The sequence below is a fragment of the Algihabitans sp. genome (assembly GCF_965226985.1).
Lineage (GTDB): Bacteria > Pseudomonadota > Alphaproteobacteria > Kiloniellales > DSM-21159 > Algihabitans.
This window is the reverse complement of the sequence record NZ_OZ245712.1, coordinates 2,554,193-2,579,113: the sequence shown is the minus strand read 5'-3', so window position 1 is coordinate 2,579,113 and position 24,921 is coordinate 2,554,193. Positions and strand designations below refer to the sequence as shown.

The window sequence follows — 24,921 nt, the reverse complement described above, 5'->3', positions numbered from 1 at the left end:
GCCGAGCTACTCACCGGCCGGGGCGGACACCGGGTCGGGTCTGCGGGGCGCGTCAGTAAAGTCCTCGACCCAGGGATAGCGGGCGGCTTCGTCCAGCGTGTAGCCCAGATTGTACACGGTCGGGCTGCGTTGCACCTGCTTGGCGTGGGCGTAGTAGGTGCCGAACGCGCGATCCCAGACGAAACTGGTGATCCCGAAGTTGCCCTGTTCGTTGTGGAAGTGATGGGCCACGTGGCTCTTCTTGATCCGCTGCAGCCAGGCCGAACGCGGTTTGAAGGGCAGATGCTGCACACAGTGGCAGAATTCGTAGAAGGCGAAGACCAGCAGGCCTGCGGCGAAGGCGGCCGCGGCCGCCGCCGGTCCGCCGATGGCCCAGCCCAGCGGCAGGGTGATGATCGCGATCGGTGGCAGCGTCGTATGAAGAGCGCCGAACAGAACGCTGAGATCGTTGGGGTTTTGGTGATGGTCGAAGTGGATTCGCTTCCACAGCTTGGCCGTCAGCGGCGACTTGTAGAGGAAGCGCGCGTGCAGCACGAAGCGGTGCAGCAGATACTCGACCAGGGGATAGAGCAAGACCACCGCCACGGCGGACAGCAAGGGCGCCATGGCGGTCTCCGCCAGGGCGACCGACACCGCGATCGCTGCCGCCGCCAGGGCGAAGTAGACAAGGATCGCATAGTAGGTGAAGTAAGCCTTGACCAGCTCGCCGAGGCTCATCTTGTCGAGGAAGTACTTCCGGCCCGACCAGACTCCGAACTTCACCGCGCAAACCCCTCTCGTTTCTCGGATTCGCCTTGCTGCGAACCGAACACCAAAGTAATCAGCCGGCCGGAATCCGACAAGGGGAAGTCCCAGCGGGAAGTCCCAGCGGAAGGTCCCAGCGGGCCTCTTGGCCGGCGTCGCCCGTTTTCAGGCCGCCAGCGGCGGCGTGCGCTCCAAGACCTCGAAGGCGTCGTGGCGGACGAAGTTCTGCCGCATCTCGGCGCGGACCAGATCCTCGCTGACCAGCCCCTGGTCCAGGCACTCGCGCAGCAGGCCGAAGAAGAGCGCTTCCTGATTGCTGTCCGGATGCCGGCGATAGCGCCCCAGCATGCCGTGTTGACCGAAGAGGTGCCGCCGCGCCCGCATGATCCAGCCCAGCGGCGGGAAGAGGCGGTGGCGCTCGGCCGGCGTGAAGTCGACGGGCAGGCCGGTCTTCCAGGGCTGGGTCAGGCGGCGCGTGTTGTGCAGCATGCGCGTCTCCGGCCCCAGGTGGTCGAAGTCGTTCCAGTGATCCTCCAGCAGGCCGATGCTGTCCTGCGGTTCCAGCTTCAGGCTGACCCACTGCATGTAGTCGCGCTTAAAGGCGAACATCTCCCCGAACTGCTCCTCGCAGCGCCAATGGGTCAGCTTCGCGCAGTCCAGCAGCATGACGCTGGAGGCCCAGAAGCGGAACAGACGCTTCACGCCGGAGCGGTAGCGGCAAAGGATCGCCTTGCCGCCCATATCGCGGTTCAGCAGCTCCCAGATATCGCCGACCGCGAAGATGTCGGGATCGATCACCACGGCGCGGCCCTGGTAGCCCATCAGTTCCGGCGGCATGAAGCGCAGCGGCGTGAAGGACTGCAGGTCGTCGTTGCGCCAGACCCGCTCCACCCCGTCGCGCAGGAAGCTCTTGCCTTCGTAGGACAGCAGGAAGGGGTGGTCCTCGGTCTTGATCAGCCGGACCTCGAACTTGTCGGCGTTGGGCGAGTTGCGCTTCAGGGCGTACTGGGCCACCAGCGCGCCTAGCATCTGCCGTTCGTTGGTATGGATGAAAACGCAGTGTTCCACGTCAGTTTCTCCGTCCCGCGCTTGTTCTCTCGGTCGCCTTAGCTGCCGGCCGTGCCTGCTGCCGCCCCTGCCGCTGTCTGCGCGGATGCTCCGGACGGCCGGTCGTAGCCGAAACTCGGATCCAGGGTGCCGGCGACCAGGGCGTCGATCTGTGCCAGTTCTTCGGCGCTGAAGTCGTCGCGGTAGCCGCCGACCTTGGCGCGGCGCACCTTGTAGGAATTGGGGTCGCTGCGGTCGCCGGGTACCATGCGGCCGCCGCTGAGCCAGAAGACCCGCTTACTCTCCAGCTTCTTCATATTGTCGAAGCGGGCGAACTCCACAACCTCGTTCAGCTCCGTCGCGCTGGCCGCCGTGCCGACGAACTCCAGGATCGTGCCGAGGGTTTCCTCCGGGCGAGCCCGCATGTCCTCGTAGCGCACGACCAGAAGCGAGGACAGCTCCGGCATGGCCTTGGCCCAGGCGTTCATGAAGTCGATGATCTTCGGAAGCCCGCTCGACTCGCGCATGACGAAGTCGAACAGCGAGACCTCGGCGCCGTGGGGCGGATAGTCGTTCAAAGCCTTCTTGGCCGGCCGCATGCGGTGTTTCCATTGGAAGTACTGCGAAACGGCGACATCGGCGGGATGGCGCACCAGCAGCACGACCTTGCTGTGCGCGTAGTCGGACTTGTCCGACACCTTGCCGGTGTAGTCTTTCAGGTAGTTGTCATGGGTGAAGAGGATCTTGGGGATCGCCGGGTTCTTGCGGTGCAGGTTCTCGAAGCCGATCAGCGCCCCCTCGGGCAAGTCGTGCTTGACCTGGAAGAAGCGCGAGAGCATGACGCGCAACCAGGTTCGGCCGCTCTTGCCGAAAGACACCACGACGCAGTCCGCGCGGCGCAGGCGCCGAAGATCTTCGCGGCCGCGCAGCCAGCGTTCGAGACGGAGTTTGCGGGGTTTGGGCAGAAAGAACAGCAGGAGCAGAACGAGCGCCCGCAGGATCCGCCCCATGGCATCACGCATGGCTAGGCTATCCAGGTTTGCGGCCAGCTTCGCAGCCGGGTTTGCAGCGGTGTGTCATTGGAATTACGCCCCTCCTAGCAGCGATGCCGGCAAAGCGCAATGCGCCGTGCCCGGGGGCCTCGGCTTCGCCGTGGGGCGTGACATCGGAGGGTCGAGGTGACCGAGAGAGCAGCGCAGCAAGCCGGTATTGCCCCGCCGCCGCGAATCTGGCTGATGACGGGGCATCGGGCCGGCGACAACTCCCAGGTTCTGGCGTTGGCCGAGGGGCTTCAAAGCCGTCTGGGCTGGCCCTTCGAGATCAAGCGCTTCGTCTACCGCCGGACCGAGCTGGCGACCAACCTGCTGCTCGGCGGAAACCTGCTGGGTATGGTCAAGAGCGCCTCCAGTCCCCTGGAGCCGCCCTGGCCCGATCTGATCCTGACCGCCGGACGGCGGAACGAGCCGATCTGCCGCTGGATCCAGCAGCAGGCGGCCGGCCAGCGGGTGCGGCTGGTCCATGTCGGGCGGACCTGGGCGGCGATCGAGCGTTTCGACCTGATCGTGACGACGCCGCAGTACCGGCTGCCTCGACTGCCGAACATCCTGCATAACGAGACACCGCTGCATCGAATCCAGGACGACCGCCTGGAGGCTCAGGCTACGGCCTGGCGGCCGCGCTTCGCCGATCTGCCGGAACCCCACATCGCGGTGATCATGGGCGGCAACAGCGGACCCTACACCTTTGACCCCGCTGCCGGGGCGCGGCTGGCGCGCCAAGCCAGCGCCTTCGCCAAGGCGCGCGGCGGCTCGCTGCTGGTGACCACCAGCGCGCGCACGCCGCCGGACGCCCTCGCGGCCTTCGAGCAGGCGTTGGACGCACCCGCGTATCTCTACCGCTGGAGCGCCAAGGCCAAGGAGAACCCCTACTTCGCTTACCTCGCCCTGGCGAAGGAGTTGATCGTGACCGGCGACAGCATGTCGATGCTGGCCGAGGCCTGCGCAACGCGTAAACCGGTGCATATCTTCGATCTCGGCGAGGGCAAGTACGCGATGCGTCCAGGGCAGGAGGCGGGCGCCGCTCGCCAGTCGCGCGAGGGTTGGCAGCGCGATTATCTGCGCGCCTTTATCTTCCGCATGGCCATGAAGGTGCCGCCGAAGCGGATGACCCGGGACATCCGCATCGTCCACCGCAAGCTCATCGAAACCGGCCGCGCTGTCTGGCTGGGCGATCCCTTCCCGGATACGCCGCCCCCGCCGCTGGAGAGCGTCGACCGGGCCGTGGCGGCCGTCGCCGCGCTGTTCGACGACGCGCCGTCGTCCGAAGTCGCATCCGACTTGTCGGGCGCGGCGGATCCTGCGGTTGTTGCCTCGACCGAGGCTACCCGAATCGACACTCCCCCAGTCGACCCTGGCCGAATCGACCCTGGCCGCAAGGCCGTTTAGGCGGCGGCGGGCAGCGGCGGAGTCCGGTCCAGCACATCCAGGGCGTCATGGCGGATGTGGTTCAGGCGCATCTCCTCCTGAAGCTGCGCTTCGGTGACGACGCCCTCGTCCAGGCATTCGCGCAAGAGTCCAAAGAAGAAGTTCTGCTGCGCCGTATCGGGGTGCGGCTGATAGTGGGAGGGGGCGCCGCCCCAGCCCAGCATCGCCCGCTTCAACGGCCGCATCCAGGTCTTCGGCCGTGTCGCCTTGAACTTCTTGGAGGCCGCGGTGAAATCGACGGGCAGGCCGGTCTTCCAGGGCTGGGTCTGGCGCTTGGTGTTGTGCAGAAGCTTGGTCTCGGGCCCCAGGTGATCGAAGTCGTTCCAGCGGTTTTCCAGCTTGCCGAGGGAGCTGCGCGGCTCTGTCTTGAGGCAGATCCATTCCATGTAGTCGCGCTTGCGCTCGAACAGTTCGGTGAAGTTCTTCTCCACCTGCCAGTGGGTCAGCTGCGCGCAGTCGAGCAGCATCACGCTGCTGGCCATACAGCCGTCCAGGCCTTTGCTGCCGGTCCGGGCCCGGCAGATGATGGCCTTGCCCTCCATATCGCGGTTCAGCAGCTCCCAGACGTCGCCGACGGCGAAGATGTCGGGGTCGACCACCACGGCGCGGCCCTCGTAGCCCATCAGTTCCGGTGGCATGAAGCGCAGCGGCGTGAAGGACTGCAGGTCGTCGTAGCGCCACACCCGCGAGCCGCCCTCGCGCAGGAAGGGCTGACCCTCCCGCGCGCGCAGGAAGGGATGGTCCTTCGTATGGATGATCTTCACGTCGAAGGACTCGCGGTTCCGCGAGTTGCGCATCATGGAATGGCGCGACACCAGGGCGCCGAGATACTGCCGCTCGTTGGTGTGGATGAAGGCGCAGGGCTTGGGCATGAGGCAGAATCCGTCAGGTTTCTCGTGAGGCGACACAATAGGCATCGCGCGCCGGCTTGCAAGACGCTCCGCCGTTCGGAAAGGGGCGGGTTCGCATGGCGGCGTCAGGCGCGCTTTTCCGCCAACACGGCGCAGACCTTCAGAAAGGCTTCCTGCGGGAAATCGTTGGTGGCCCAAACCGGCGTCAGCCCGTGGTCCTTAAGCTCGTCGATCCGCCCTCGAAAGTAGTCCCGCCGGATCACGTTGCGGCGGGGCCAGCCGCTGTCGTTCATGTCTCGGAAGGGCTCGATCAGGAAGGCGTGACGGCTGCAGACCCGGGCAACCTCGGCCAGGGCCTGCCGGCGGATTCGTTCCATCTGCTCCAGCGCGAGGCAGGAGTAGACCAGATCGAAGGCACCCGCCTCGAAGGGCAGATCCGCCGCGTTGCCCTGGCGGAAATCGACACGGCGGAAGGCGGTGATGTCGGTCAGCGGCAGCGGGGCATAGCTCTGCAATGCCTCGGGCATCTCGGCCTGCTGTTGAAAGTCCTGGGCGGCGGCCTGACCGGCGCGGGTCAGCTCGACGCCGGTGAAGGCGACGTCGGGGAAGCGGCCGGACAGCAGCATCAGATTGATGCCGTTGCCGCAGCCGACCTCCAGCACGCGGCGCGGTCGCAGCTGCTCCAGCATGCGCACCAGCATCACCTGGCGCACGCGGGTAGCGCCCAGGTCGCTGGCGAACATCGGCTGACCGCGCCAGTCCCAGGGTGCCAGGCGCGGCAGCTCTCCGCCGATCTCGTAGGTGCTGACGTCGATCTTGCTCCAGGCGCGGTCGTACTCCTCGACCACCGTGTCTTCTCGGCGCTGACGACTCGGCAACCAACCGAGCAGTTGGCGCTTGAGATAACCTTTTCGGATCTTCTTCTGGCGACGCTCGATTTCCGTGCGCCAGACCTCCTCCTCGGCGCTCGGATACTGCGCGACGAAGGGGGCGAAGGCGGACGCCAGTTCCTGGGTCGAAATTGCGAGAGCAGCGTCGCTGGCGGCGAAGGCGGGCAGCGGCGCGATGGGCGAATCGGGAAGACTTGTCAGCATGGACTCGATCCTGGCGCCTGCGTTGCGCCCTGACAATCGAGTCCTTTGCGTCCCCTTCCTTGACAAGCGGGACCTGCCCGACCGAACAAGACGCTCCCGGGGCGCCCGCAGGATGGCGCTCGCCGGGCAGGAGGACCCTCGACCCGATGGCAACGCTCTTGGTGCTCGGCTCAAAGCCCGATCCCAGCCTGCCGCCGCCAGGCAGCTACGACGATCTGGCCTGCGCCAATGCCTCGGGTGCTTCGGCGGCGCGGCTCGGTTTGCCGAAACCGCGCTACACCGTGATGTCCGCGATCCTCACCTCCGGCCGCAAGGCGCCGAACCGCCTGGCGCTCCAGGCCCTGCGCGGCCTGCGGACCGAAAACCTCTATTTCTTTCCGCGCCCCCGGCGAGGCGGCACCGCCTGGAAGCGTGCTCTGCACCGGATCAAGGGGCTGCGCACCTCTTCGCTCTACTTCCGTGCCCAGTTGGCGGCGCGTGGCTATCGTTACGAACGGTTCCTCGCCCCCGGCCTGGACCACTACCTGGAACTGATCCGGGATCTCTGCGGCCAGGATCCGGAGGTGTTGGCCTGCATGGAGCGGAAGGTGCCCTCGACCGGCATCGTGACTCTGGCTCTCGGCCTGGGGGAGCGCAGCTACGATCGCGTCGTCATGAGCGGCTTCAGTTTCGAGATCAGCCACGCCTACGCCGACAACCCACTCATCCGCGAGTGGGGCAGCACGCGCAGCAAGCATGCGGACACCGATATCGCCGTTCTGCGCTGCCTTGCCCGCCGCTTTCCCCGCCTCTATACCAGTGAGCCGACGGTCGGCGACCGGGCCGGCCTGCCGCTGCTGCCGGCGGCGACGGAGCGGACCCCGGTCGACCCGCCGTCCGCGCCAGTGGCACCGGGGGGCTAGCCGCCGCCAGTTCGCCGACCAGAACGACACGACTGCACCTTCCGGGTTCCGCCCGGTCTCTCTCAACTCTCCGGGTCCGAGATGCGCTTCGACTACGATCACCTGACCTTTCGCTACGAGCCCTTCCCGATCGGCTGCGCGCGTCCGCTGATGGACGCGCAGGCCTATCGCGAGCTGCTGAACGCCTATCCGCCGCTGGAGATCTTCGCCAACATCCCAAAGCTGGGCGACAAGTATTCGCTCTCAGAGCGCTATAATCCCAAGCAATACAAGGATTTCATCGCCTCGACTCCGCTCTGGCGCGAGCTGCACGGCTGGATCAAAAGCGACGCCTTCATCGACGAGGTTCTGGCGACGCTGCAGAGCCATCACCTCGACCTCGGCTACAAGCCTCAGACCGGCCGCTCGCTGACCCTGGGCAAGCGTGTCAAGGAGCTGCGGCGCGGTCGCCTCTGGGCCGATCCCGGCCGTCTGCATACGCGGTTCGAGTTCTCCATGCTGCCGGCGGACGGCGGGCACCTGCTGCCCCACACCGATACGCCGGAGAAGGTGATCACCCTCATCGTCTCCATGGTCGGCGAGGACGAGTGGAACCCGGCCTTCGGCGGCGGGACCGACGTGAACCGGGCGAAGGAGCCGCGCTTCAGCTACAACTGGCTGAACCGCCAGAGCGCCTTCGAGGACATGGAGATTCTCCAGACCTTCGACTTCCAGCCCAATCAGGGAATCATCTTCGTCAAGACGCACAACTCCTGGCATTCGGTCCGGCCGATGACGGGGCAGGGTAGCACGGCCCTGCGGCGGACCCTGACCATCAACATCGAGCGGGAAGACTGAGGGAGCGGGACGGGGCTCTTTCCCCGTCTCCTGGCTCTGCTGCAAGCTTCGGTTCCATGTCCCAGTCCGCATCTCAACCAGCATCGCAGGCAGCATCCCAGGCAGCATCTGGGGCAAGCGCTCCGGCTGCGAAGAGCGCAACGGCGCCCCGCGTCTGGGTGCTGATCAGCGATAAGATCGGCGACGACAGCCAGAGCCTGCTGGTGGCGGAGGCATTGGGCTGGCCCTTCGAGGTTCGCAAAATGGTCTTCGGCGACCGCGAGTGGCGCTGGCACCAGCGGAGGAAGGGGCCGACGCTGCAGAATGTCGTCGTCGAGGAGTCGCCAAGTCTGGAGCCACCCTGGCCCGACCTGGTGATCTCGGCCGGGCGGCGTCAGGTGCCGGTCGTCACCTGGATCAAGCAGCAGTCGGGTGGCCGTACGCGGCTCGTGCAGTTCAACCGGCCGCTCGAACTCGACGCCTTCGATCTGGTGATCGCGCCGCCGCAGCTCCGCGTGCCGCCGCGTCCCAACGTGTTCAATCTTAGGCTCGCTTTGCAGCGACGCGACGACCCCGCGCGCCTGGAGTCGGCTGGTGCCCGCTGGGAAGCCCGCTTCACCGGGCGGCCCAAACCCTGGATCGCCGCGATGGTCGGCGGGCCGGCCTGGCCCTTCAGCTTCGACGCCGACTTCGCTGCCGAGATGATGCGCCGGCTCCAGGCCTATGCCGACGGTCAGGGCGGTTCTCTGCTGGTCAGTACCAGCCGCCGCACCCCCGAAGAAGCGGTGGCCGCCATGGTTGCGGCGGCGCGGCCGCAGGACTTTGTCTATCGCTGGAACAGCGACTCCGAGACCAATCCCTACTTCGCCTTTCTGGCCCTGGCCGACCAGTTCGTGGTGACGGGCGACAGCGCCTCGATGCTGACCGAGGTGGTCCGCTTGGGCAAACCGCTAGCCATCTACAACATGCCCAAGCGCTGGTCGCTGCGCAAAAGGGTCAAGAGCGCCGTGCGCAACTACCTGCACGGCTCACAGCTCTCGGCGGATCGCGCGATCTCACCGCTGCGGCGTCTGCTCAGCGATGCCGCCCACCAAGTGGGCATCGGCTACCAGCGCGACTTCGAACATTTTCATCGCGGGCTGGTGCAGGGCGGTTGGGCGAGCTACTTCGGCGCGCCGATCACGCCGCCGACCGCCCGGCCGCCGGACGATCTGCCGCTGGTGGTGGCGCGCATCCGCCGTCTGATGGCCGAGGCCGGCCACGAGCTCGACAGCGGCGAATCAGGGTCGCCCGCCGAGCCTCTTTAGGCCACGGTTGGCTGCCTCGGACGTCTCGCCTTAGGGATCGTCCGACTTCACCAGCTTGCCGCCGCCGCTGCTTTCGCCGCCGCCCTCCAGGATCGCCCAGTAGCGCTTGGGCTTCCCGAACAGGCCGAAGTAGCGCTTGCTGTCGCTCTTGACGCCCAGCGCGAAGCGGTAGTGCACATCCGGGTGGCGCGCCGCGATCTCACGGACCAGCTCCGCCCACCACTCCGGCGGCTGAACCGTGCAGTGGGCGTTCTCCCCGTTGGGCAGGACTTTCTTCGCGGGATAGCAGGCCACGCCGACGTAGAGGAACTTGCGGGCGAAGCCGAAGAGTTCCTCGACGATCCAGCGGACGTCCGACTCCGGGCAGTGCTCCATCACGTCGGTGCAGATCACGCCGTCGAACTGTCCGCTCGGCAGGGTCCAGAACTCCTTGTAGCCCGGATCGTATTTGGTGATCTCCTCCAGGCCCCAATAGCTGTTCAGATCCTTGATCTGCTGACCGTCCGGCAGCTCGATATCCTGCCAAGTGTACTGCAGCCCCTTGCCGGAGCCGTAGTCGAGCAGAGTGCGCGCGGCGTTGGCGTCGATCATCTTTTTGATCGCCATGGCATGCGGCGGCAGGCTCTTGCCGGTGAAGGTGCGCTCCGCCGGGACGTCGTTGACCGTATCGCCCTCGGTGTGCATGCGCTTGTAGAGGACCAGGAGCTCCTGGAAGCGCGGGCTGGGCGACTGTCGGCTGTAAGTTTCGGACATGGCCTCTCTAGCTTCTCGCTTTGGGGAACAGAAGTGTCTGAAGTCTTTCGACCACCTTCGGCAGGTCGTCTTCCACGGGTTGGCCGGCAGCCGGAAAAGCTTCGCCGAGCCGAACCGCGAGGCCGCGCTCGATCAGCAAGCGGTGGACGGCGGTCAGATCACGGGAATAGCCGACCAGGCCGAGCCGGTAAAGAGCGTTCCCGAGGGCGCGCAGCCGCCCTCCCCGGGGATCGCCGAAACTGGCGGTGTGAAGCTGCCGCGCCAGGCTCTGCTGCAGGCGGGTCCAGGGGGATCGCCGCAGCGGCAGCTCGGCGATCGCGAGCGGCCGTCCCAGCCGGGCGACCTCCACCAGCATCGAGCTGCTGTCGCCGGTGACGACGAACTGATCGGCCAGGCCCAGCAGGCCCAGATAAGGGTTGGCCGCATCCCTGGCACGCCAGCGGTACAGCCGGGCGTCGGGCGGCAGATTTGCCGCCAGCGCCTCGCTGACGGCCTCGGGCGTGCGCCGGCTGGTGGAGACGTAGAGGCTACCGCCCTGCTTCGCGGCCAGAGCCCGCGCCTGCTCCAGGATCTTGCCGGCTTGGGCGGCCGTCAGGGCGAAGGGCTCGGTCGCGCCGCCGATCAGCAGAGCCACCAAGGGCCTCGGCAGGTCCGCCAGTTCTGGCGCGAGGCGGGCGGCGCCGACTTCGATGGCTGCGGCGTCGGGGCGCATCAGCGGTAGGCCCAGGCGCAGGACGTTCGCGCGCTCGGGCAAACGCTGCTGCACCGTCGAGATCACGAGATCGAAGCGCTCCAGCCAGCGTTTCGGGCGGCCGATCAGCGCCAGCTTACTGCGCCCGCCGGACTGTTCGCGCACCCAGAGCGCGGCCATGGCCGGCCGGCGCCCGGCGGTGATCACGAGATCCGGCCAGGGTGGGGACAGGCTGTCCGAGCGCGCGGAATCGAGATGGTGCAGGGATGGCTGGAAGCGGGGCTTGCCCAGCACGTAGGGCGCCTGCAGGGATAAGGTCTTGCGTTCGAATGGCAGGCCCAGGGCTTCGGCGACGATCTCGACCTGGGCATTGTCGCCCAGCTTGTCGCCCATCAGCAGCCAGATCCGCGGCGCATCCCCGGCCGGAGGCGTGGCGGGAGCGGAGGTTCTCTCCTCTTGCCGGGACTCGCGGGTGGCGGAGGCCATGGCGATTCGTCAGACCGCCGAGCAGCGGGTCGGTAAAGACAACCAGGCTGAACCGGGTTTCGTCATGAGGAGGACTGTTTTCCTGCCGTGGTGGTGGCGGTTCCGCTGGCCGCTACGCCCGCAGGCACCAGAAGCGGCGGCTGCCCAGCCGACGGCTCCGGGGCCTTCATCACCTGTCCCTCGTAGAGTTGGTAGACGTGGTCCGCGATCTTCAGAAGCTGGGGGCGGTGGGTGATCGCCAGGATCGTCAGCTCCGGCGTCAGGCCGCCGAGGGTGGCGCAGAGTGCTTCCTCCGACTTTGCATCCAGGGCGCTGGTCACCTCGTCCAGCACCAGCAGTTTGGGCCGCCCGGCCAGGGCGCGGGCCAGGGTGATCCGCTGCCGCTGACCGCCGGAGAGCTTGCCGCCCTTCTCGCCGACCACCGTGTCCAGACCGTCGGGCAGGGCCTCCACGAAGTCGGCGGCATCCGCCAGTTCGAGCGCTCTGCGCACGTCCTCTTCCGAAATCGTGGGATCGCCCAGGGTGATGTTCATCAGGATGCTGTCGTGAAACAGCACCAGATCCTGGGAGACATAGCCGATCATGCGCCGCCAGCTCTGCAGGTCCAGCTCTGCGAGCGGGACGCCGTCGATCAGGATGCGACCGCTGTCGGGGTCCTGCAGGCCGATGATCAGGTCTGCCAAGGTCGTCTTGCCGGTGCCGGAGGTGCCGATCAGCACGGTGATCTCGCCGCGCGGGATCTCCAGGTCGATACTCCGGAACACCTCGTGCGTTCCGAAAGCCTTGCTGACGCCGGCCAGCCGGCAGCCCTGCTCGAAGGTGGGCGCCGCACCGCCGTGTGCCTTCTCGGCGGCGGCATGGCTTTCGGCGATCAGCGCCTCGATCGCGTGATAGGGGCTCTCCCCCAGCACCGCCTTCTGATACTGCCGCTGCATCCGCATGACGTTCTTCACCAGCTTCAGGATCACGACGTACATCACGATCAGCTCGCTGGGCGGGATGGCCGAGACCTCGATGGCGAAGATCAGTCCGGCGCCCATCACCACGGTCGTCAGGATCTCCTGAAAGCTCTTGAGCGCCTCGGTGCTGGTGACCTGTCGCCGCAGCGCCTTGCGCAGGCCGGCGATCTGCTTGTCGAGGTAGGCGGCGAAGGCGGCCTGTCGGGCCATGGCCTTCAGGGTCTTCATGTTGTTCAGCACGTCGGTCAGGTAGGTGACCATGTAGCGCGTGCGGTTGGTCTGCTTCAGGCCAGCCTTGCGTGCCGTGCGCACCAGGAATCCCAGCACGCCGACGATCACGGCGCCGCCTAGCAGGGCGAGCAGCGTGAGTTGCCAGGACACCAGCAGGGCGATGATCAGGTAGACCAGCACCTGAATGGTGTCGGAGATGAACTCGGCGGCGATCTGGTAGGCGCGACCGGCGCGGGTGGCCTCGTTACTCATGGCGTTGGCCATACGGCCGACCGGCTGCGTCACGAAGTAGGTCCAGCGCCCCCGCAGCAGGTTGCTGACCAGGCTCGCGCGCAGCCCCGTCGCCACTTCGGCAACCGCGTAGCCGACATGGCGCATGGCGATCAGCGTGAAAAGTGCCTTGGCCGTGATGCTGGCGATGATCAGCAGTACCAGCACGTAGGGTTCGGGCGGCAGCCCCGCCGCCTCGATCAGGTCGATCAACATGGCGGAGAAGGGCGAGGCGTCGGTGTCCGCGCCGATCATGATGGTGATCAGCGGCAGCAGGTTGGCTACGCCGATGCCCTCGGCCAGACCGGCCAGCACGAGGCCGGCCAGCACCGTCCAGGAATTGGTGCCCTTGGCGTTGAAGAAGATCCGCAGGACGCTCAGCATGCCGTCTTGAACTCTTCGGCGGCCGGCCGCTCGGGCGGCACGCCAGGTTGACTCGGGTCGAGGCTCGATGGGGGGCCGGGCGCGCAGCGCACGGGGCCTCTGGAGCGGATCCCCTGAATAGAACCTCGCGACGAGCGGAACAAGCTGCGAGGCGGTCAGGCCACAGCGCGGAGTGGTGCGGCTTTCTGGGTTTGTCGGCTTAAGAGTGTTCGGCTGCGACCAGGTCCGCAGCTGCCCGCCCGGCGATGGCGCCCATGACCACGGCGCTCAGAAGACCATTACCGGACAGGTAGCCGCTGTCGCCCGAGCCCGAGACGCCGCGTGCCGCGCCGCCGGCGGCGAAGAGGTTGGGGAAGGACCGCCCCGTCCGATCCAGGACGCGCCCGCTGGTGTCGACTTCCAGCCCGCCCTGGGTATGGAACAGGGCCCCGGTGACGCGTACGGCCCGGTAGGGCGCGGCCAGCAGGGTGTCAGGCGCGAAGCGGCGGCCGAAGCCGTCGGCTTGGCCGCTGGCGGCCAGGTCGCGCAGTTCGGCGAAGGTCTCCTCCAGCGCCTCCGGCGGCAGATCCAGGCCGGCGGCCAGTGCGGCGAGGTCGTCGAAAACGCGCACGGCCCCGGCCTCTTGGGCGTTGCGATAGTCCTCGAACTCCAGCGCCGTCTCGTGGATGCGGTCGTCGAAGAGGTTCCAGACCGTCCCGCCAGGCTGAGCCAGCACCTTCGCCGCCTGTTCGGAATAGCCGCCGTGCTCGTTGGAGAAGCGCCGGCCGGCGGCGTTGACCTGTATACCGCCGCGCATCATCAGCGCCCAGGAAATCAACGTCTGCTGCGGTGTGGCGAGGGAGCCGTGGCCCTGGCAGGCCCCCAGGTCGCGCAGGCTGGCGCCCAGCGCCTCCCCCCACTTGAGCGCGTCTCCCCGGTTGCCCTCGTGGCCGTAGTAGAGCGCGTCGCGCAGGGTCGGCAGGTGACGCGCCACCAGCTCCGCATCGGCGCCGAAGCCCGAGCAGGCGAGGATCAGGGCCTGGCAGCCCACCGTCTCGCGGCCGCCGTCCGGGCGTTCGAAGACGAGGCCGCGAACGCGGCCTGCGTCGTCGGCCTGGAGCTCCACGACCCGCGCATCGGTCAGCAGGTCGATCCCGGCCGCCTCGGCCGCCGTCAGCAGGCAGCTCATCAGTTCCTCGCCGGTGCGGCGAGGCGTCGCATGCATGCGGACGTGGCTGTGGCCTGGATAGAGGAAGCCCTCGACCAGGGAGAAGGGGATGCCGTGGCTCTCCGCCAGCCAGTCGATCACCCGACCCGACTCCTCGGCCAAGGCGGCCACGATGGCGGGGTCCGCTTCCTGTCCGTTCTTGCGCTGGATATCGGCGGCCATGATCTCCGCGCTGTCGGGGATGTCTTTCTCTGCCTGAAGGCGCGAGCCGGCCGCCGGGATGAAGCCCGACGACATGAAGGTGCTGCCCCGCGCGACGCTGTCGCGCTCCAGGACGACGGCGGGCACGCCGGCCGCCCGTGCGGCCAGGCCCGCCACCAGTCCGCAGGCGCCGCCTCCGACGATCAGCAGGGGCACCCGGGTCTCGAAGGACAGGTTCGGCGCGACGCGCGTGACGGTCATCCGCCGACCTTTTGAGTCTGCGCCAGGAAGGCCTCCAGGATCTCGCCGGCCGGCGCCTGCCAGACGCGGTCCGATCCGGCGATGTAGTCCAGCACCTCCTCCAGACAGCCGATCCGGTGCGGCTGTCCCATCAGCCAGGGGTGCAGGCTGAGGGTAAAAAGGCGGCCCCCCTCGCGCTCGGCTTCTGCCAGCAGGTAGTCGAAGGCGTCCTTGACCTGCGCGACCCAGGCGTCCTCCGAATGCAGGTTCTGGGTGATCACGAACTGGTCCTCGATCTCGCTGGACAGTGGCATGGCCGTCAGAGACCCGCTTTGGGTCGTGACCGGATAGGGCAGGTCGTCGTTGACCCAGTCGGCGCAGTAGGCGACGCCGTTCTCGGCCAGTAGGTCGAGGGTGTTCCAGCTCTGGCTGCGCGCCGGGCTCAGCCAGCCCCGGATCGGCCGGCCGCTCAGCTCGCGCAGCGTCTCCAGCGCGCGGCGGACGATGTCCGCCTCCTCGTCCCGGTCCTGACCGCCGTGGTGCAGGTGGTCCATGTTCCAGCCGTGGCACAGCAGCTCGCCGTCCCGCTCCAGCAGGCGGGCGAGCAGATAGGGCGTCTGCTGGGCCAACTGGGCGTTGACCGCGAAGGTCGGGCGTATGCCGTAGCGCTCGAAGGCCTTGAGCACCCGATAGATGCCCACCCGGTTGCCGTAGTCCCGCAGGGTAAAGTGGCGCAGATCGGGGTAGGGCATGGTCATGCCGCCCGGTACCTTGAAGGGCACGCCGCGCTGGTTCAGCGGATAGAACTGGAGCGAGAGATTGATCCAGACCGCCAGCGGCTTGTCGCCGGGCCAGCGGATCGCGGGCCGCTCGGCCAGCACCGACCAGTCGTAGCGCGCGTGGTCGTAGCCATGACGGCGCTTGGGGTAGTGCAGGTAGTCGTCGTCGAGAGCCATGCGCCCTATCCTCCCGCCTTGGCGGCGATGTCTTGCAGCGCCCTGTCGTAGTGGTTTTCCAAGTAGTGCCGGGCGATCTCCCGCCCGGTGGTGACCCAGACGCCGCTGTGGCCGGTGATGTACTCCAGCGCTTCTTCGAAGGCCTTGATGCGGTGGGGACAGCTGACCTGATAGCTATGGGTCGGAATACACATCACCGTGCCGCTCTCGGCGCCTTCGGCGTAGAGCCGGTCGAAGTGACGCTTGAGCATGGTCAGGTAGTGGCGCGGTTCCACCTTGTTGACCGCGAAGACGATGGTGTCGTTCATCTCCAGCGAATAGGGGACGGACAGGAAGCGCAGTCCGGAGCGCAGCCGGATCGGCGTCGGCTGGTCGTCGTGGAACAGGTCGCAGGTGTAGATCCCGGCTTCCTCGCCGAACAGCTCCTGCCCCACCTCGGCGAAGAGGTCCAGCGTGCGCTCCGAATGGGACAGCGCCGGGGCCAGATAGCCGGCGCAGGTCTGGCCGGTATGGCGATGGATGCTCTCGATCCCGTCGCGGATCATCTCCCGTTCCTGCGCCTCGCTCAGGCCGTAGGTGTAGCGGGTGTTGTAGATGCCGTGACTGAAGAACTCCCAGTCGCGCTCGCGGCACTGTTCGATGATCTCCGGGTGGTGCTCGCAGAGTGCCACCGACAGGGAGACCGATCCCCGGATGCCGTACTTGTCGAGCAGCGCCATCTGGCGCTGGTGGCCGACGCGGTTGCCATAGTCCCGGATGCCGTAGCCGGGCACCGAGGGATGCGGGGTGGGCCAAGCTTTGCGGTGGGGGTTCGCCGGCGGATCGATCTCGTAGTACTCGATGTTGGGCGCGACCCAGAAGGCGACGCGGGCGCCGCCCGGCCACTCGATCTTCGGCCGGCCCTCGTAGGGCCAGTAGTCGTAGGCGTCCAGCGTCTCTTTCACCGGGCGTCCCTCCCGCGTGGGCCTGCAGTATGGGTCACGCGGCCTCCGCGATCCGCGTCTCCAGCCAGCTGCGCACGTTGGCGACCGGTAGGACGTCGGCGTACTTGAGATGCATGTCGGTCAGGTTGGCGTAGTGGTAGCTTTCATGCTTGTCGGCAACGCATTCCAAGGGAACGATGGTGCGGTAGCCGCGCGACAGGCTCTCCACCGCCGTGGCGCGCACGCAGCCCGAGGTGGAGCCACCGGTGACGATCACCGTGTCCACTCTGTGCCAGACCAGCAGCGACTGCAGGGGCGTCTCGAAAAAGGCCGAGGGCATGCGCTTGGTGTAGATCACGTCCCGGCTGCGGTCGATCTCGACCCGCTCGTCGAAGGCGGCACGGTCGGAGTCGTACTTGATGTTCTGCAGGGAGTCCGGCGTGTCGCTGCGGGTGCCCCAGATTCCGGCGTCCTCGGCCGAGTCGAGAAAAGCGACGTGCGTCCAGACCACCGGCCAGCCGAGCGTCCGGAAGGACTTGGCCAATCCGTTGACGTAGTCGAGCTGTTTGGGGTCCGTCTCGTAGGCCGTCTTGTACAGGTCGGTGCGGGTGTAGGCCTTCTGCGGATCGACGTTGATCAGAACGGCCTTCTCGCCGAAGCCGAAGGGAACGCGCTGAGGGTTGGCGATGACCTCGTGGAACAGTTCCTTGGCGGTCTTGTCGGTCGTGATCATCCTGTCTCTCCTGAGGCGTCGCGGTTCTCGTACTTCTCACCCAGCGCCAGGATGGCCTGGGTTCCGAGGTATCCGTTGAGTTGGGTGAAATCGAGCATCTCTTCGCGAAAGGCGTCGGTGCTGCCGTCGCGGCGCAGGGTGGCGAAGAAGCGGGCAGCCATGTGGGTGACGGCGCGCACCAGAGCGCCGGGAAAGATCACCAGAGAAAAGCCGAGGCGCTCCAGCGTCTCCGCCGTCTTCAGCGGCGTGTCGCCGCCCTCCACCATGTTGGCCATGACCGGCACCTGGCCGCGAAAGCGCGCCATGACCTGCTCCACGTCCCGGTCGCTGCGGATACCCTCGACGAACAGAATGTCGACACCGGCCTCGCGGTAGGCCTCGGCCCGCTCCAGGGCGCTGTCGGTGCCCTCGACCGCGATGGCGTCGGTGCGGCCGATGATCAGCGTCCGCTCGCTGGCCCTTGCGTCCAGCGCGGCCTTCAGCTTGCCGACCATCTCTCCGGTCGGCACCAGGCTCTTGCCGCGCAGATGGCCGCAGCGCTTCGGGTAGGTCTGGTCCTCCAGTTGGATGGCGTTGGCGCCCGAACGTTCCAGCAGCCTGACGCTGCGCATGACGTTCATCGCGTTGCCGAAGCCGGTGTCGCAGTCCACGACGATCGACAGTTCCGTGCGTTCGCGGATGTGCAGCAGCGCGTCGTTGACCTCGCTGAGGCCGAGCAAGCCGATATCGGGGCGGCCGAGTTGGGTGTAGGCCAGGCTGGCGCCGGAGAGGTAGATGGTCTCGAAACCGGCCTGTTCGGCCAAAGATGCGCCGAGTGCGTCGTAGACGCCCGGCGCCACCTCGATCGAGGGGCTGTGCAGTCGATCTTTGAGCCGGCTGGGATCGGCGGTCATACGGAGGTGGTCCTTGAGGGAAGAGTGAGGGCTAGATCGTTCCAGACGTCCTGGCGCGTGAGCCGGTTGTCCCGGATTTCGAAACGGTCGATGAAGCGGACGGACTCGAAGGTCGTGCCGTCCGGCCACTCGCCGGAGAGGTGGCCGTGGCAGATCACGACACTGTGGTCTTCCTTGTCGCAGGTCTCGAAGGCCAGGAAGGTCTTGCGCAGGGAGCGGTAGCGGTCGCGCGACCAGGCGATCAGCTCCGAAAGCTCGGTCATTTCGGGGCTGCCCGGAAAGGCCATTATGAAGCCGTCGTCCAGGTGACGCTTGGCCGCCTCCAGATCCCGTGCCTCCATGGCGGCCAGGAAGGCGCGGACCCGGTCCTCCGGCGTCTCCTCGCTGGCGATGGCCGGCGCGCGTGCGCGTCCGCCTCTCGCGTAGCCGTCCATCTCGACCTCGTGCAGAAATACGGTGATCGCCTCGGGAGCGGCGCCCAGAACCCCGCGCGTCGCATCGGTCAGGCGCCGGCAGAGGCGCTGCTTGACCCCGCTCGAGTAGCCTCGGATCAGATTGACCTGGATGACGGGCATACACCGATCCCCCTCTATGTTTCGCCCTGCCGATCTGATAAGCCTGAAGGCAGGAGAGACATAGAAATGTACGATGAATAATACATTTACTATGACCGGCTGCCGATGGACGTCAAGTCTCCATCGGAGCGAAAGCGAGCGTTGCGCCAGGTATCTTCCGGGCTTGCCTGCCCTATGACGCGATCCGCCGCCAAAGCCGCGCCGTCCGTCGAGACCCCGGCCGGGCCAGCCGAGGTCGGCGGTATGAAGGCCCATCGCATCTTTCTGCTGCTGAAGGATGCGATCCTGAGCGGGCGGATGGAGCCGGGGGAGAAGCTGCCGGGCGAGCTGAAGCTGGCCGAGCGGCATCGCGTCTCCCGGGTGACCGTGCGGCGCGCGCTACAGGCGCTGCGGGAGGCGGGACTGGTCGCCCGCCGGCCCGGCATAGGCACCCTCGTGCTGGAGCAGCCCCTGGACGCGCGTTTGACCGCCAGCGTCTCCAATCTGCTGCCCAACATGGTGCGGATGAGCGAGGCCTCAGATGTCAGGCTGCTGGAGTTCGGTTACGTCGAGCCCACAGGTGTCATAAGGGAACGCCTAGGCTTGGCGTCGGACGAGCGGGTGCAGCGTTCTATCCGGGTCCGCTCCATGAACGGCAAGCCCTTCTCGCATCTGGTAACCCACGTTCCGGCCCGGATCGCGCTAAACTACAACGAGGCGGACCTTGCCGATACGCCGCTGTTCGTCCTGCTGGAACGCAGTGGCGTGCGAGTCAGCCAGGCGACGCAGACCATCTCGGCGGTTCTGGCGGATCAGGAGGTGGCGCAGGCGCTGGAGGTCGCGGTCGGCTCGCCGCTCATCGCGCTGACCCGGGTGGTCTGCGACCAGGACGGGCGGGGGGTCGAGCATCTCGACGCGCTTTACAGGCCGGACCGCTATCGCTTTCAGATCGAGTTGAACCGCGCGCAGGGCGAGGACGGACGCTATTGGGAGCCAAAGGAGGAAGCCGGCGGCGAGGCCGCAAAGCGTAAGGCCCGCCGAACGCCGAAAAGGTCCAGACGCCCTGGTTGAGAGGGCGGGCGGCCGGCTGGTCTTGGCTGGGAAAATACATTTGACCGGTCATTTGGCGGGGGTCTAAATGTATTAAAAGAAATACAGTTTGCAGCGGAACGACTGCATCTCCATCTAGTGAGAGCCATGACGACGCCGGCCAGTCAGCCTTCCACGCTCTTCGACAAGGTCTGGAACGCTCACGAGATTTTACGTGACGACGACGGCCGGTCGCTGCTCTGGATCGACCGGCATTTCGTCCACGAGGGCTCGTTCCACGCCTTCGACAAGCTGCGCGAGGGTGACCTGGCGGTGGCGCGGCCCGACCTCACCTTCGGCATCGCCGATCACTACGTGCCCACCCTGCGCCGACGCGGCGAGCCGGTCGGCGACCCGGCAATCCGGGGGATGATCGAACAGCTGGACGACAACACCCAGCGCAACGGGATCGCGCTCTTCAGCCTCGACGATCCGCGCCAGGGCATCGTGCACGTCGTCGGTCCCGAGCAGGGCCTGACGCAGCCCGGCCTCGTCATGGTCTGCGGCGACAGCCACACCGCGACCCACGGGGCCTTCGGCGCCATTGCCTTCGGCATCGGTGCCTCCGAGGTCGCGCATGTCCTGGCCACCCAGACCCTGTGGCAGACCCGCCCGAAACAGATGCGCCTGACGGTCACCGGCGAACTGGCTCCCGGTGTGACGGCGAAGGACATCGCGCTCACCTGGATCGCCCGTCTGGGCGCCGACGGCGCGCGGGGGCATGCCATCGAGTATGCCGGTGCGGCGATCAGGGAGCTGTCGATGGAGGCCCGTCTGACGCTCTGCAACCTCTCGATCGAGGGCGGCGCGCGCTGCGGGCTGGTCGCGCCCGACGAGAAGACGCTGGCCTATCTGCGCGACCGGCCGCTCGGTCCCCGGGGTGCGGATTTCGAGCGGGCGGCCGGCTACTGGTCGACCCTTCGAAGCGACGAGGGCGCGGTCTTCGACCGCGACGTGGTGATCGAGGCGGCGGAGATCGCCCCCACCGTGACCTGGGGTGTCTCGCCGGAGGAGGCCTTGCCGATCGACCGGCAGGTGCCGGACCCTGCGGCCATGGAGGATGCGGAGAAGGCGCGTCAGACGCGCGACAGCCTCGACTACATGGGGCTGACGCCGGGTCAGAAGCTCACAGATGTCGCCATAGACAGCGTTTTCATCGGGTCCTGCACCAACGCCCGGATCGAGGATCTGCGCGCTGCAGCCGCCGTATTGAAGGGGCGCAGGGCCCGCGTGCCGGGGCTGGTCTCGCCCGGCTCCAGCCTGGTGAAGCTCCAGGCGGAGGCGGAGGGGCTGCACGAAGTCTTCCTGGCGGCGGGGCTCGAGTGGCGTGCTTCGGGCTGCTCCATGTGCGTTGGGATGAACGGCGATCAGGTGGCGAGCGGCCAGCGCTGCGCCTCGACGACGAACCGCAACTTCAAGGGCCGCCAGGGACCGGGTGCCAGAACGCATCTCATGTCGCCGGCCATGGTGGCTGCGGCGGCGGTCACCGGCCGACTCACCGATGTGCGGGCGCTCTGATGGAGACGCCGGGCATGAAGACGTCATGATGGGGATGGTGCGATGCAGCCTCTGACCCGCTTCTCGGCGCCGGCCTGTGCATTGCCCCTGGCCAACGTCGATACGGACCAGATCGTGCCGGCGCGCTTCATGAAGCAGCCGCGCAGTGCCGGCTACGGCCAGTTCCTGCTGCACGACCTGCGTCACGACGCGCAGGGTAAGGCCCGGCCCGATTTCGTCCTCAACCGCCCGGACGCGCAGGCCGCGCGTACGCTCATCACGCGGCGGAACTTCGGTGCCGGCTCGTCGCGCGAGGCGGCTGTCTATGCACTTGTCGACTTCGGTTTCCGCTGCGTGGTGGCACCCAGCTTCGGCGATATCTTCAGCGCCAACGCGGTCAACAACGGCCTGCTGCCCGCGACGGTCGCGGAGGCGGATCTGGAGCGGCTCTTCGCCTACCTCGGCGGTCAGACGGCGGAGCTGGAGGTCGATCTGGAAAGCTGCCGGCTGCGAGCCGGCGACCAGGAGATTCCCTTTACCGTCAACCCGGTCTGGCGCACCAAGCTGATCAACGGCTGGGACGACATCGGCATGACGCAGCGGCACCGCGCGGCCATCGAGGCCTTCGCCGCGACGCGCCTGCGCGACTTTCCCTGGGTGGTTCCGGTCCCGCCGGCGTCGCCTAACGAAGCCTGAGTAACAGGTCAAAACCCTGAACAACACGACCAAAACCATGAAAACCGAATAGGGATGGCTAGAATGAACAAGTACTTTGTTGCGGCTCTCGGCGGTGCGGCGGTCTTCGCCTCGTCGCAGGCCATGGCGCTGGACCGTCTGAGCGCGGTGCACGCCTTTCCGCCTTCGCTGATCTACACCCAGAGTTTCCTTGAGTTCGTGGAAAAGGTGAACGAGCGCGGCGAGGGCGTCGTGCAGATCGACGTGCGCGGCGGACCCGAGGTGATCGGTCTGGCGCAACAGCCCGAGGCCGTGCGCAACGGTGTGGTCGACATGGCCTACACCGCCGCCAGCTTCTATGCCGGAACCGTGCCCGAGCGGGACGCCATGGTGGCCTCCAACACCAACGCCATCTACGCGCGCGAAAACGGCGGCATCGACCTGATGAACCAGATCCATCAGGAGAAGATGGGCGTCTACTATCTCGGTTGGTTCGACAGCGGCGTCAGCTACAACCTCTATTCCATCGAGGAGCCGCAGCTCGACGCCGATGGCAATCTCGACGTCTCGGGCATGAAGCTGCGCAGCAATCCCGTCTACGACGCCTTCTTCCAGGACTACCTGCAGGCTCAGCCGATCAGTCTGCCGACCACCGACGTCTACGCGGCGCTGGAGCGCTCCGTCGTCAACGCCACCGGTTGGACCCAGATTGGCCTGAAGGATCTGAACTGGGATCGCTTCCTCAACTACCGGATTGAGCCTGCTTTCTTCTCCACCGACATGGGCGCGATCGTGAACCTCGAGAGCTGGAACGCGCTCAGCCCCGAGGCCCAGCAGATCCTGCAGGAGGTCGCCATCGAGCACGAGCGCAGCAGCGCTGAGCGTTTCGCCGAGGTGGCGAAGGAGCAGCAGGCTGAACTGGAGGCCGACGGCATGACTGTCGTCACGCTCGAGGGTGCGGCGGCCGACGCCTTCTCCGAGGCGGCGCGAGAGGCGACCTGGAACCGCATGCGCACGCAGATGGAGCGCCACCCGAGCGGGCTGGAGCACTACGATGCGCTGATCGAGGCCTTCAACGATCTCTGAAAGACTCCGGGGCTGCCTCTTGAGGCAGCCCCGGTTCGGTTTCCTTCAGTCCCGTTTCTGGCGGTGCCCGCCGGGTGGATGACGGCATGAGACACGCGCTGCGTCTCTATTCTTATCTCTTGAACGGAATGGCCCTGGTTGCCGGTGTTCTGCTGGTCTGGCTGATGGTCGCCATCGTCGTTTCCGTGGTCATCCGTAACCTTGGCCTGCAGCCGTCGGCCTGGTTCTTTCTCTCGACCGAATATGCGCTCTTCTACCTGACGCTTCTCGGCGCACCCTGGCTGGTTCGGCAGAGGGGGCATGTGCATATCGAGCTGCTGACCTCGGCCCTGCCGCGCGTGCTTCTGGTGCCCGTGAGCCGTCTGGTCGCTCTGCTCTGTGTGGCGGTCTGTCTCGTGCTGGCCTGGAAGGGGCTGGATCTCGTGTCGATGAATATCGCCCGCAACGACTTCGACGTACGCGCCTTTTTCGTTCCCAAGTGGATCCTGACGATTGCCTTTCCGATTTCCTTCGGCCTGATGGCCATCGAATTCTCCCGCTTTCTCTTCGGGCCGGAAATCCTGCACAGCGGCGAAGCGGGAATTAAAGAATAATGGAATGGTACCTCGCGCTGGGCTTTCTGCTCGGTCTGGTCATCGTCTTCATGGCCTTCGGGACCCCGATCGCACTGGCGTTCCTGGCCGCGAACGTGATCGGCGCCTGGTACTTCATGGGGGGCGAGGCCGGCGTCGTGCAGATGCTGGACAACGGTTTCGGCGCCATCTCCAGCTTTAACCTCGTGCCCATTCCCCTGTTCTTGCTGATGGGCGAGCTCTTTTTCCGAACCGGTCTCGGTCTGCGCATGTTCAACGCGGTGGATCGGCTGATCGGTCGGGTACCCGGCCGTCTGTCCTACGTGACCGTGGCCGGGGGCACGGCCTTCTCGACCCTCAGCGGCTCCTCCATGGGATCGACCGCGCTGATGGGCTCGCTGCTGGTGCCGGAGATGGAGCGGCGCGGCTACAAGAAGCACATGTCCATCGGTCCCATTCTCGGCACCGGCGGCCTCGCCATCATCATTCCCCCCTCGGCGCTCGCCGTTCTGCTGGCCACCCTGGCGAAGATCGATATCGGCGCGCTGCTGATCGCCGGCATCCTGCCCGGGCTGCTGCTCGCGGTCTTCTACATGGTCACGATCTGGATTCAGACGCGGCTCGATCCGGCCGCCGCGCCGGCCTACGAGCTGGAGCGGATCTCGCTGCGGGAAAAGCTGGTCCTCTTCTTCCGCGATATCCTGCCGATGATCAGCGTGATGATCGTCATCATCACCTTGATGCTGGTCGGCTTCGCCACGCCGTCCGAGTCCGCCGCCTTCGGGGCGCTGGGCGTCATTCTGCTGGCCTTCGTCTTCCGCTGCATGACCTGGGAGGCCTTCAAGGCTTCGGTGGTCGGCGCCCTGCGGGTCACCCTGATGGCCTATCTGATCGTCTTCGGCTCCGCGACTTTCAGTCAGCTGCTCGCCTTCTCCGGCGCGTCCGGCGGCCTGATCCAATGGGGCATCGGGTTCGAGCTGTCGCCGCTGCTTATGCTGCTGGCCATGTTCGCCGTGCTCCTGGTGCTGGGCACCTTCATGGAGCAGATCTCGATCATGATGCTGACGGTGCCCTTCTTCTTCCCCCTGGCGCAGGCACTCGGGTTCGACGTCATCTGGTTCGGCATCATCGTGCTGCTGGCGCTGGAGATCAGCTTCTCCACGCCGCCCTTTGGCCTGCTGCTCTTCGTCATGAAGGGCGTGGCGCCGAGCGGAACCTCGATGGCCACGATCTACCGGGCGGCGATCCCCTATATTCTCTGTTCTATGCTGCTGGTGGCGCTGCTGACGGCCTTTCCGGCCATCGCCACCTGGCTGCCGAGCCTGCTGTTGTAGGGT

Annotated in this window: 24 protein-coding genes; 10 read left to right on the top strand and 14 right to left on the bottom strand. The window is 66.6% G+C overall.

What is annotated here, in order from left to right; all coding sequences use genetic code 11:
* Positions 1-6: 6 nt before the first annotated feature.
* The 3 genes from ACO054_RS11865 to ACO054_RS11855 all read right to left on the bottom strand — a co-directional run bounded on the left by ACO054_RS11865 (position 7) and on the right by ACO054_RS11855 (position 2,813).
* A complete protein-coding gene (locus ACO054_RS11865; RefSeq protein ID WP_421706789.1) occupies positions 7-762 on the bottom strand; it encodes a sterol desaturase family protein in 756 nt (251 codons plus the stop codon).
* Positions 763-909: 147 nt separating this feature from the next.
* The gene (locus tag ACO054_RS11860; protein ID WP_421706788.1) at positions 910-1,812 is read right to left on the bottom strand and encodes a hypothetical protein; all 903 of its coding nucleotides are present in this window, start codon (positions 1,810-1,812) and stop codon (positions 910-912) included.
* 38 nt (positions 1,813-1,850) lie between these two features.
* Positions 1,851-2,813 (bottom strand): sulfotransferase domain-containing protein, encoded by a 963-nt coding sequence (locus ACO054_RS11855; protein ID WP_421706787.1) that lies wholly within the window; start codon positions 2,811-2,813, stop codon positions 1,851-1,853.
* Between the two features lie 156 nt (positions 2,814-2,969).
* On the opposite strand from ACO054_RS11855, the gene ACO054_RS11850 reads away from it, so the two are divergent.
* Entirely contained in the window at positions 2,970-4,235 is a 1,266-nt protein-coding gene (locus ACO054_RS11850) for a mitochondrial fission ELM1 family protein (protein WP_421706786.1), read from the top strand.
* On the opposite strand, the gene ACO054_RS11845 is transcribed toward ACO054_RS11850, so the two are convergent.
* The gene (locus tag ACO054_RS11845) at positions 4,232-5,146 is read right to left on the bottom strand and encodes a hypothetical protein (protein ID WP_421706785.1); all 915 of its coding nucleotides are present in this window, start codon (positions 5,144-5,146) and stop codon (positions 4,232-4,234) included. The genes ACO054_RS11850 and ACO054_RS11845 overlap by 4 nt on opposite strands.
* Positions 5,147-5,250: 104 nt before the next feature.
* The gene (locus tag ACO054_RS11840) at positions 5,251-6,219 is read right to left on the bottom strand and encodes a class I SAM-dependent methyltransferase (protein WP_421706784.1); all 969 of its coding nucleotides are present in this window, start codon (positions 6,217-6,219) and stop codon (positions 5,251-5,253) included.
* A gap of 146 nt (positions 6,220-6,365) precedes the next feature.
* Between ACO054_RS11840 and ACO054_RS11835 the strand changes: the two genes are divergently transcribed.
* The 3 genes from ACO054_RS11835 to ACO054_RS11825 all read left to right on the top strand — a co-directional run bounded on the left by ACO054_RS11835 (position 6,366) and on the right by ACO054_RS11825 (position 9,244).
* Positions 6,366-7,121: a hypothetical protein gene (locus ACO054_RS11835; RefSeq protein ID WP_421706783.1), complete on the top strand. Its 756-nt coding sequence runs from the start codon at positions 6,366-6,368 to the stop codon at positions 7,119-7,121.
* An 81-nt stretch (positions 7,122-7,202) separates the two neighbouring features.
* On the top strand, positions 7,203-7,958 hold the full coding sequence (locus ACO054_RS11830; RefSeq protein WP_421706782.1) for a hypothetical protein: 756 nt from the start codon (positions 7,203-7,205) through the stop codon (positions 7,956-7,958).
* 158 nt (positions 7,959-8,116) lie between these two features.
* Entirely contained in the window at positions 8,117-9,244 is a 1,128-nt protein-coding gene (locus tag ACO054_RS11825) for a mitochondrial fission ELM1 family protein (RefSeq protein ID WP_421706781.1), read from the top strand.
* Positions 9,245-9,274: 30 nt separating this feature from the next.
* Here ACO054_RS11825 and ACO054_RS11820 read toward each other — a convergent pair whose 3' ends face one another.
* From ACO054_RS11820 to ACO054_RS11780, 9 genes are all read right to left on the bottom strand, one after another.
* Entirely contained in the window at positions 9,275-9,997 is a 723-nt protein-coding gene (locus tag ACO054_RS11820) for a class I SAM-dependent methyltransferase (RefSeq protein ID WP_421706780.1), read from the bottom strand.
* Between the two features lie 7 nt (positions 9,998-10,004).
* Positions 10,005-11,174 carry a mitochondrial fission ELM1 family protein gene (locus ACO054_RS11815; RefSeq protein ID WP_421706779.1) on the bottom strand — a complete coding sequence of 390 codons (1,170 nt, stop codon included), beginning with the start codon at positions 11,172-11,174 and terminating at the stop codon, positions 10,005-10,007.
* Positions 11,175-11,236: 62 nt separating this feature from the next.
* Complete coding sequence (locus ACO054_RS11810) at positions 11,237-13,018, bottom strand: ABC transporter ATP-binding protein (RefSeq protein WP_421706778.1); 1,782 nt, start codon at positions 13,016-13,018, stop codon at positions 11,237-11,239.
* A gap of 199 nt (positions 13,019-13,217) precedes the next feature.
* A complete protein-coding gene (locus tag ACO054_RS11805; protein WP_421706777.1) occupies positions 13,218-14,627 on the bottom strand; it encodes an FAD-dependent oxidoreductase in 1,410 nt (469 codons plus the stop codon).
* Entirely contained in the window at positions 14,624-15,562 is a 939-nt protein-coding gene (locus ACO054_RS11800; RefSeq protein WP_421706776.1) for a polysaccharide deacetylase family protein, read from the bottom strand. The genes ACO054_RS11805 and ACO054_RS11800 overlap by 4 nt, the downstream gene beginning before the upstream one ends.
* A gap of 5 nt (positions 15,563-15,567) precedes the next feature.
* Entirely contained in the window at positions 15,568-16,506 is a 939-nt protein-coding gene (locus ACO054_RS11795; protein ID WP_421706775.1) for a polysaccharide deacetylase family protein, read from the bottom strand.
* A 34-nt stretch (positions 16,507-16,540) separates the two neighbouring features.
* The gene (locus ACO054_RS11790; protein ID WP_421706774.1) at positions 16,541-17,218 is read right to left on the bottom strand and encodes an isochorismatase family protein; all 678 of its coding nucleotides are present in this window, start codon (positions 17,216-17,218) and stop codon (positions 16,541-16,543) included.
* A complete protein-coding gene (locus ACO054_RS11785) occupies positions 17,215-18,111 on the bottom strand; it encodes an isocitrate lyase/PEP mutase family protein (RefSeq protein ID WP_421706773.1) in 897 nt (298 codons plus the stop codon). The genes ACO054_RS11790 and ACO054_RS11785 overlap by 4 nt, the downstream gene beginning before the upstream one ends.
* Positions 18,108-18,686 (bottom strand): tautomerase family protein, encoded by a 579-nt coding sequence (locus ACO054_RS11780; protein WP_421706772.1) that lies wholly within the window; start codon positions 18,684-18,686, stop codon positions 18,108-18,110. The genes ACO054_RS11785 and ACO054_RS11780 overlap by 4 nt, the downstream gene beginning before the upstream one ends.
* 174 nt (positions 18,687-18,860) lie before the next feature.
* On the opposite strand from ACO054_RS11780, the gene ACO054_RS11775 reads away from it, so the two are divergent.
* From ACO054_RS11775 to ACO054_RS11750, 6 genes are all read left to right on the top strand, one after another.
* A complete protein-coding gene (locus tag ACO054_RS11775; protein ID WP_421706771.1) occupies positions 18,861-19,736 on the top strand; it encodes a GntR family transcriptional regulator in 876 nt (291 codons plus the stop codon).
* A gap of 126 nt (positions 19,737-19,862) precedes the next feature.
* Positions 19,863-21,272: a 3-isopropylmalate dehydratase large subunit gene (leuC, locus tag ACO054_RS11770; RefSeq protein ID WP_421706770.1), complete on the top strand. Its 1,410-nt coding sequence runs from the start codon at positions 19,863-19,865 to the stop codon at positions 21,270-21,272.
* Between the two features lie 42 nt (positions 21,273-21,314).
* Positions 21,315-21,947 carry a 3-isopropylmalate dehydratase small subunit gene (gene leuD, locus ACO054_RS11765; RefSeq protein ID WP_421706769.1) on the top strand — a complete coding sequence of 211 codons (633 nt, stop codon included), beginning with the start codon at positions 21,315-21,317 and terminating at the stop codon, positions 21,945-21,947.
* A gap of 63 nt (positions 21,948-22,010) precedes the next feature.
* A complete protein-coding gene (gene dctP / locus ACO054_RS11760; protein ID WP_421706768.1) occupies positions 22,011-23,012 on the top strand; it encodes a TRAP transporter substrate-binding protein DctP in 1,002 nt (333 codons plus the stop codon).
* Positions 23,013-23,098: 86 nt separating this feature from the next.
* The gene (locus ACO054_RS11755; protein WP_421706767.1) at positions 23,099-23,605 is read left to right on the top strand and encodes a TRAP transporter small permease; all 507 of its coding nucleotides are present in this window, start codon (positions 23,099-23,101) and stop codon (positions 23,603-23,605) included.
* Complete coding sequence (locus tag ACO054_RS11750; protein ID WP_421706766.1) at positions 23,605-24,918, top strand: TRAP transporter large permease; 1,314 nt, start codon at positions 23,605-23,607, stop codon at positions 24,916-24,918. Before ACO054_RS11755 ends, ACO054_RS11750 begins: the two co-directional genes overlap by 1 nt.
* Positions 24,919-24,921 lie beyond the last annotated feature (3 nt).

Bases quoted from the DNA above. Each gene is read 5' to 3' on its own strand.
- leuC (WP_421706770.1), top strand. From the start codon at position 19,863: ATGACGACGCCGGCCAGTCAGCCTTCCACGCTCTTCGACAAGGTCTGG.
- ACO054_RS11775 (WP_421706771.1), top strand. From the start codon at position 18,861: ATGACGCGATCCGCCGCCAAAGCCGCGCCGTCCGTCGAGACCCCGGCC.
- ACO054_RS11820 (WP_421706780.1), bottom strand. From the start codon at position 9,997: ATGTCCGAAACTTACAGCCGACAGTCGCCCAGCCCGCGCTTCCAGGAG.
- ACO054_RS11845 (WP_421706785.1), bottom strand. From the start codon at position 5,146: ATGCCCAAGCCCTGCGCCTTCATCCACACCAACGAGCGGCAGTATCTC.
- ACO054_RS11840 (WP_421706784.1), bottom strand. From the start codon at position 6,219: ATGCTGACAAGTCTTCCCGATTCGCCCATCGCGCCGCTGCCCGCCTTC.
- ACO054_RS11855 (WP_421706787.1), bottom strand. From the start codon at position 2,813: ATGCGTGATGCCATGGGGCGGATCCTGCGGGCGCTCGTTCTGCTCCTG.
- ACO054_RS11835 (WP_421706783.1), top strand. From the start codon at position 6,366: ATGGCAACGCTCTTGGTGCTCGGCTCAAAGCCCGATCCCAGCCTGCCG.
- ACO054_RS11780 (WP_421706772.1), bottom strand. From the start codon at position 18,686: ATGCCCGTCATCCAGGTCAATCTGATCCGAGGCTACTCGAGCGGGGTC.
- leuD (WP_421706769.1), top strand. From the start codon at position 21,315: ATGCAGCCTCTGACCCGCTTCTCGGCGCCGGCCTGTGCATTGCCCCTG.
- ACO054_RS11810 (WP_421706778.1), bottom strand. From the start codon at position 13,018: ATGCTGAGCGTCCTGCGGATCTTCTTCAACGCCAAGGGCACCAATTCC.
- ACO054_RS11800 (WP_421706776.1), bottom strand. From the start codon at position 15,562: ATGGCTCTCGACGACGACTACCTGCACTACCCCAAGCGCCGTCATGGC.
- ACO054_RS11790 (WP_421706774.1), bottom strand. From the start codon at position 17,218: ATGATCACGACCGACAAGACCGCCAAGGAACTGTTCCACGAGGTCATC.
- ACO054_RS11830 (WP_421706782.1), top strand. From the start codon at position 7,203: ATGCGCTTCGACTACGATCACCTGACCTTTCGCTACGAGCCCTTCCCG.
- ACO054_RS11750 (WP_421706766.1), top strand. From the start codon at position 23,605: ATGGAATGGTACCTCGCGCTGGGCTTTCTGCTCGGTCTGGTCATCGTC.
- ACO054_RS11785 (WP_421706773.1), bottom strand. From the start codon at position 18,111: ATGACCGCCGATCCCAGCCGGCTCAAAGATCGACTGCACAGCCCCTCG.
- ACO054_RS11815 (WP_421706779.1), bottom strand. From the start codon at position 11,174: ATGGCCTCCGCCACCCGCGAGTCCCGGCAAGAGGAGAGAACCTCCGCT.
- dctP (WP_421706768.1), top strand. From the start codon at position 22,011: ATGAACAAGTACTTTGTTGCGGCTCTCGGCGGTGCGGCGGTCTTCGCC.
- ACO054_RS11755 (WP_421706767.1), top strand. From the start codon at position 23,099: ATGAGACACGCGCTGCGTCTCTATTCTTATCTCTTGAACGGAATGGCC.
- ACO054_RS11805 (WP_421706777.1), bottom strand. From the start codon at position 14,627: ATGACCGTCACGCGCGTCGCGCCGAACCTGTCCTTCGAGACCCGGGTG.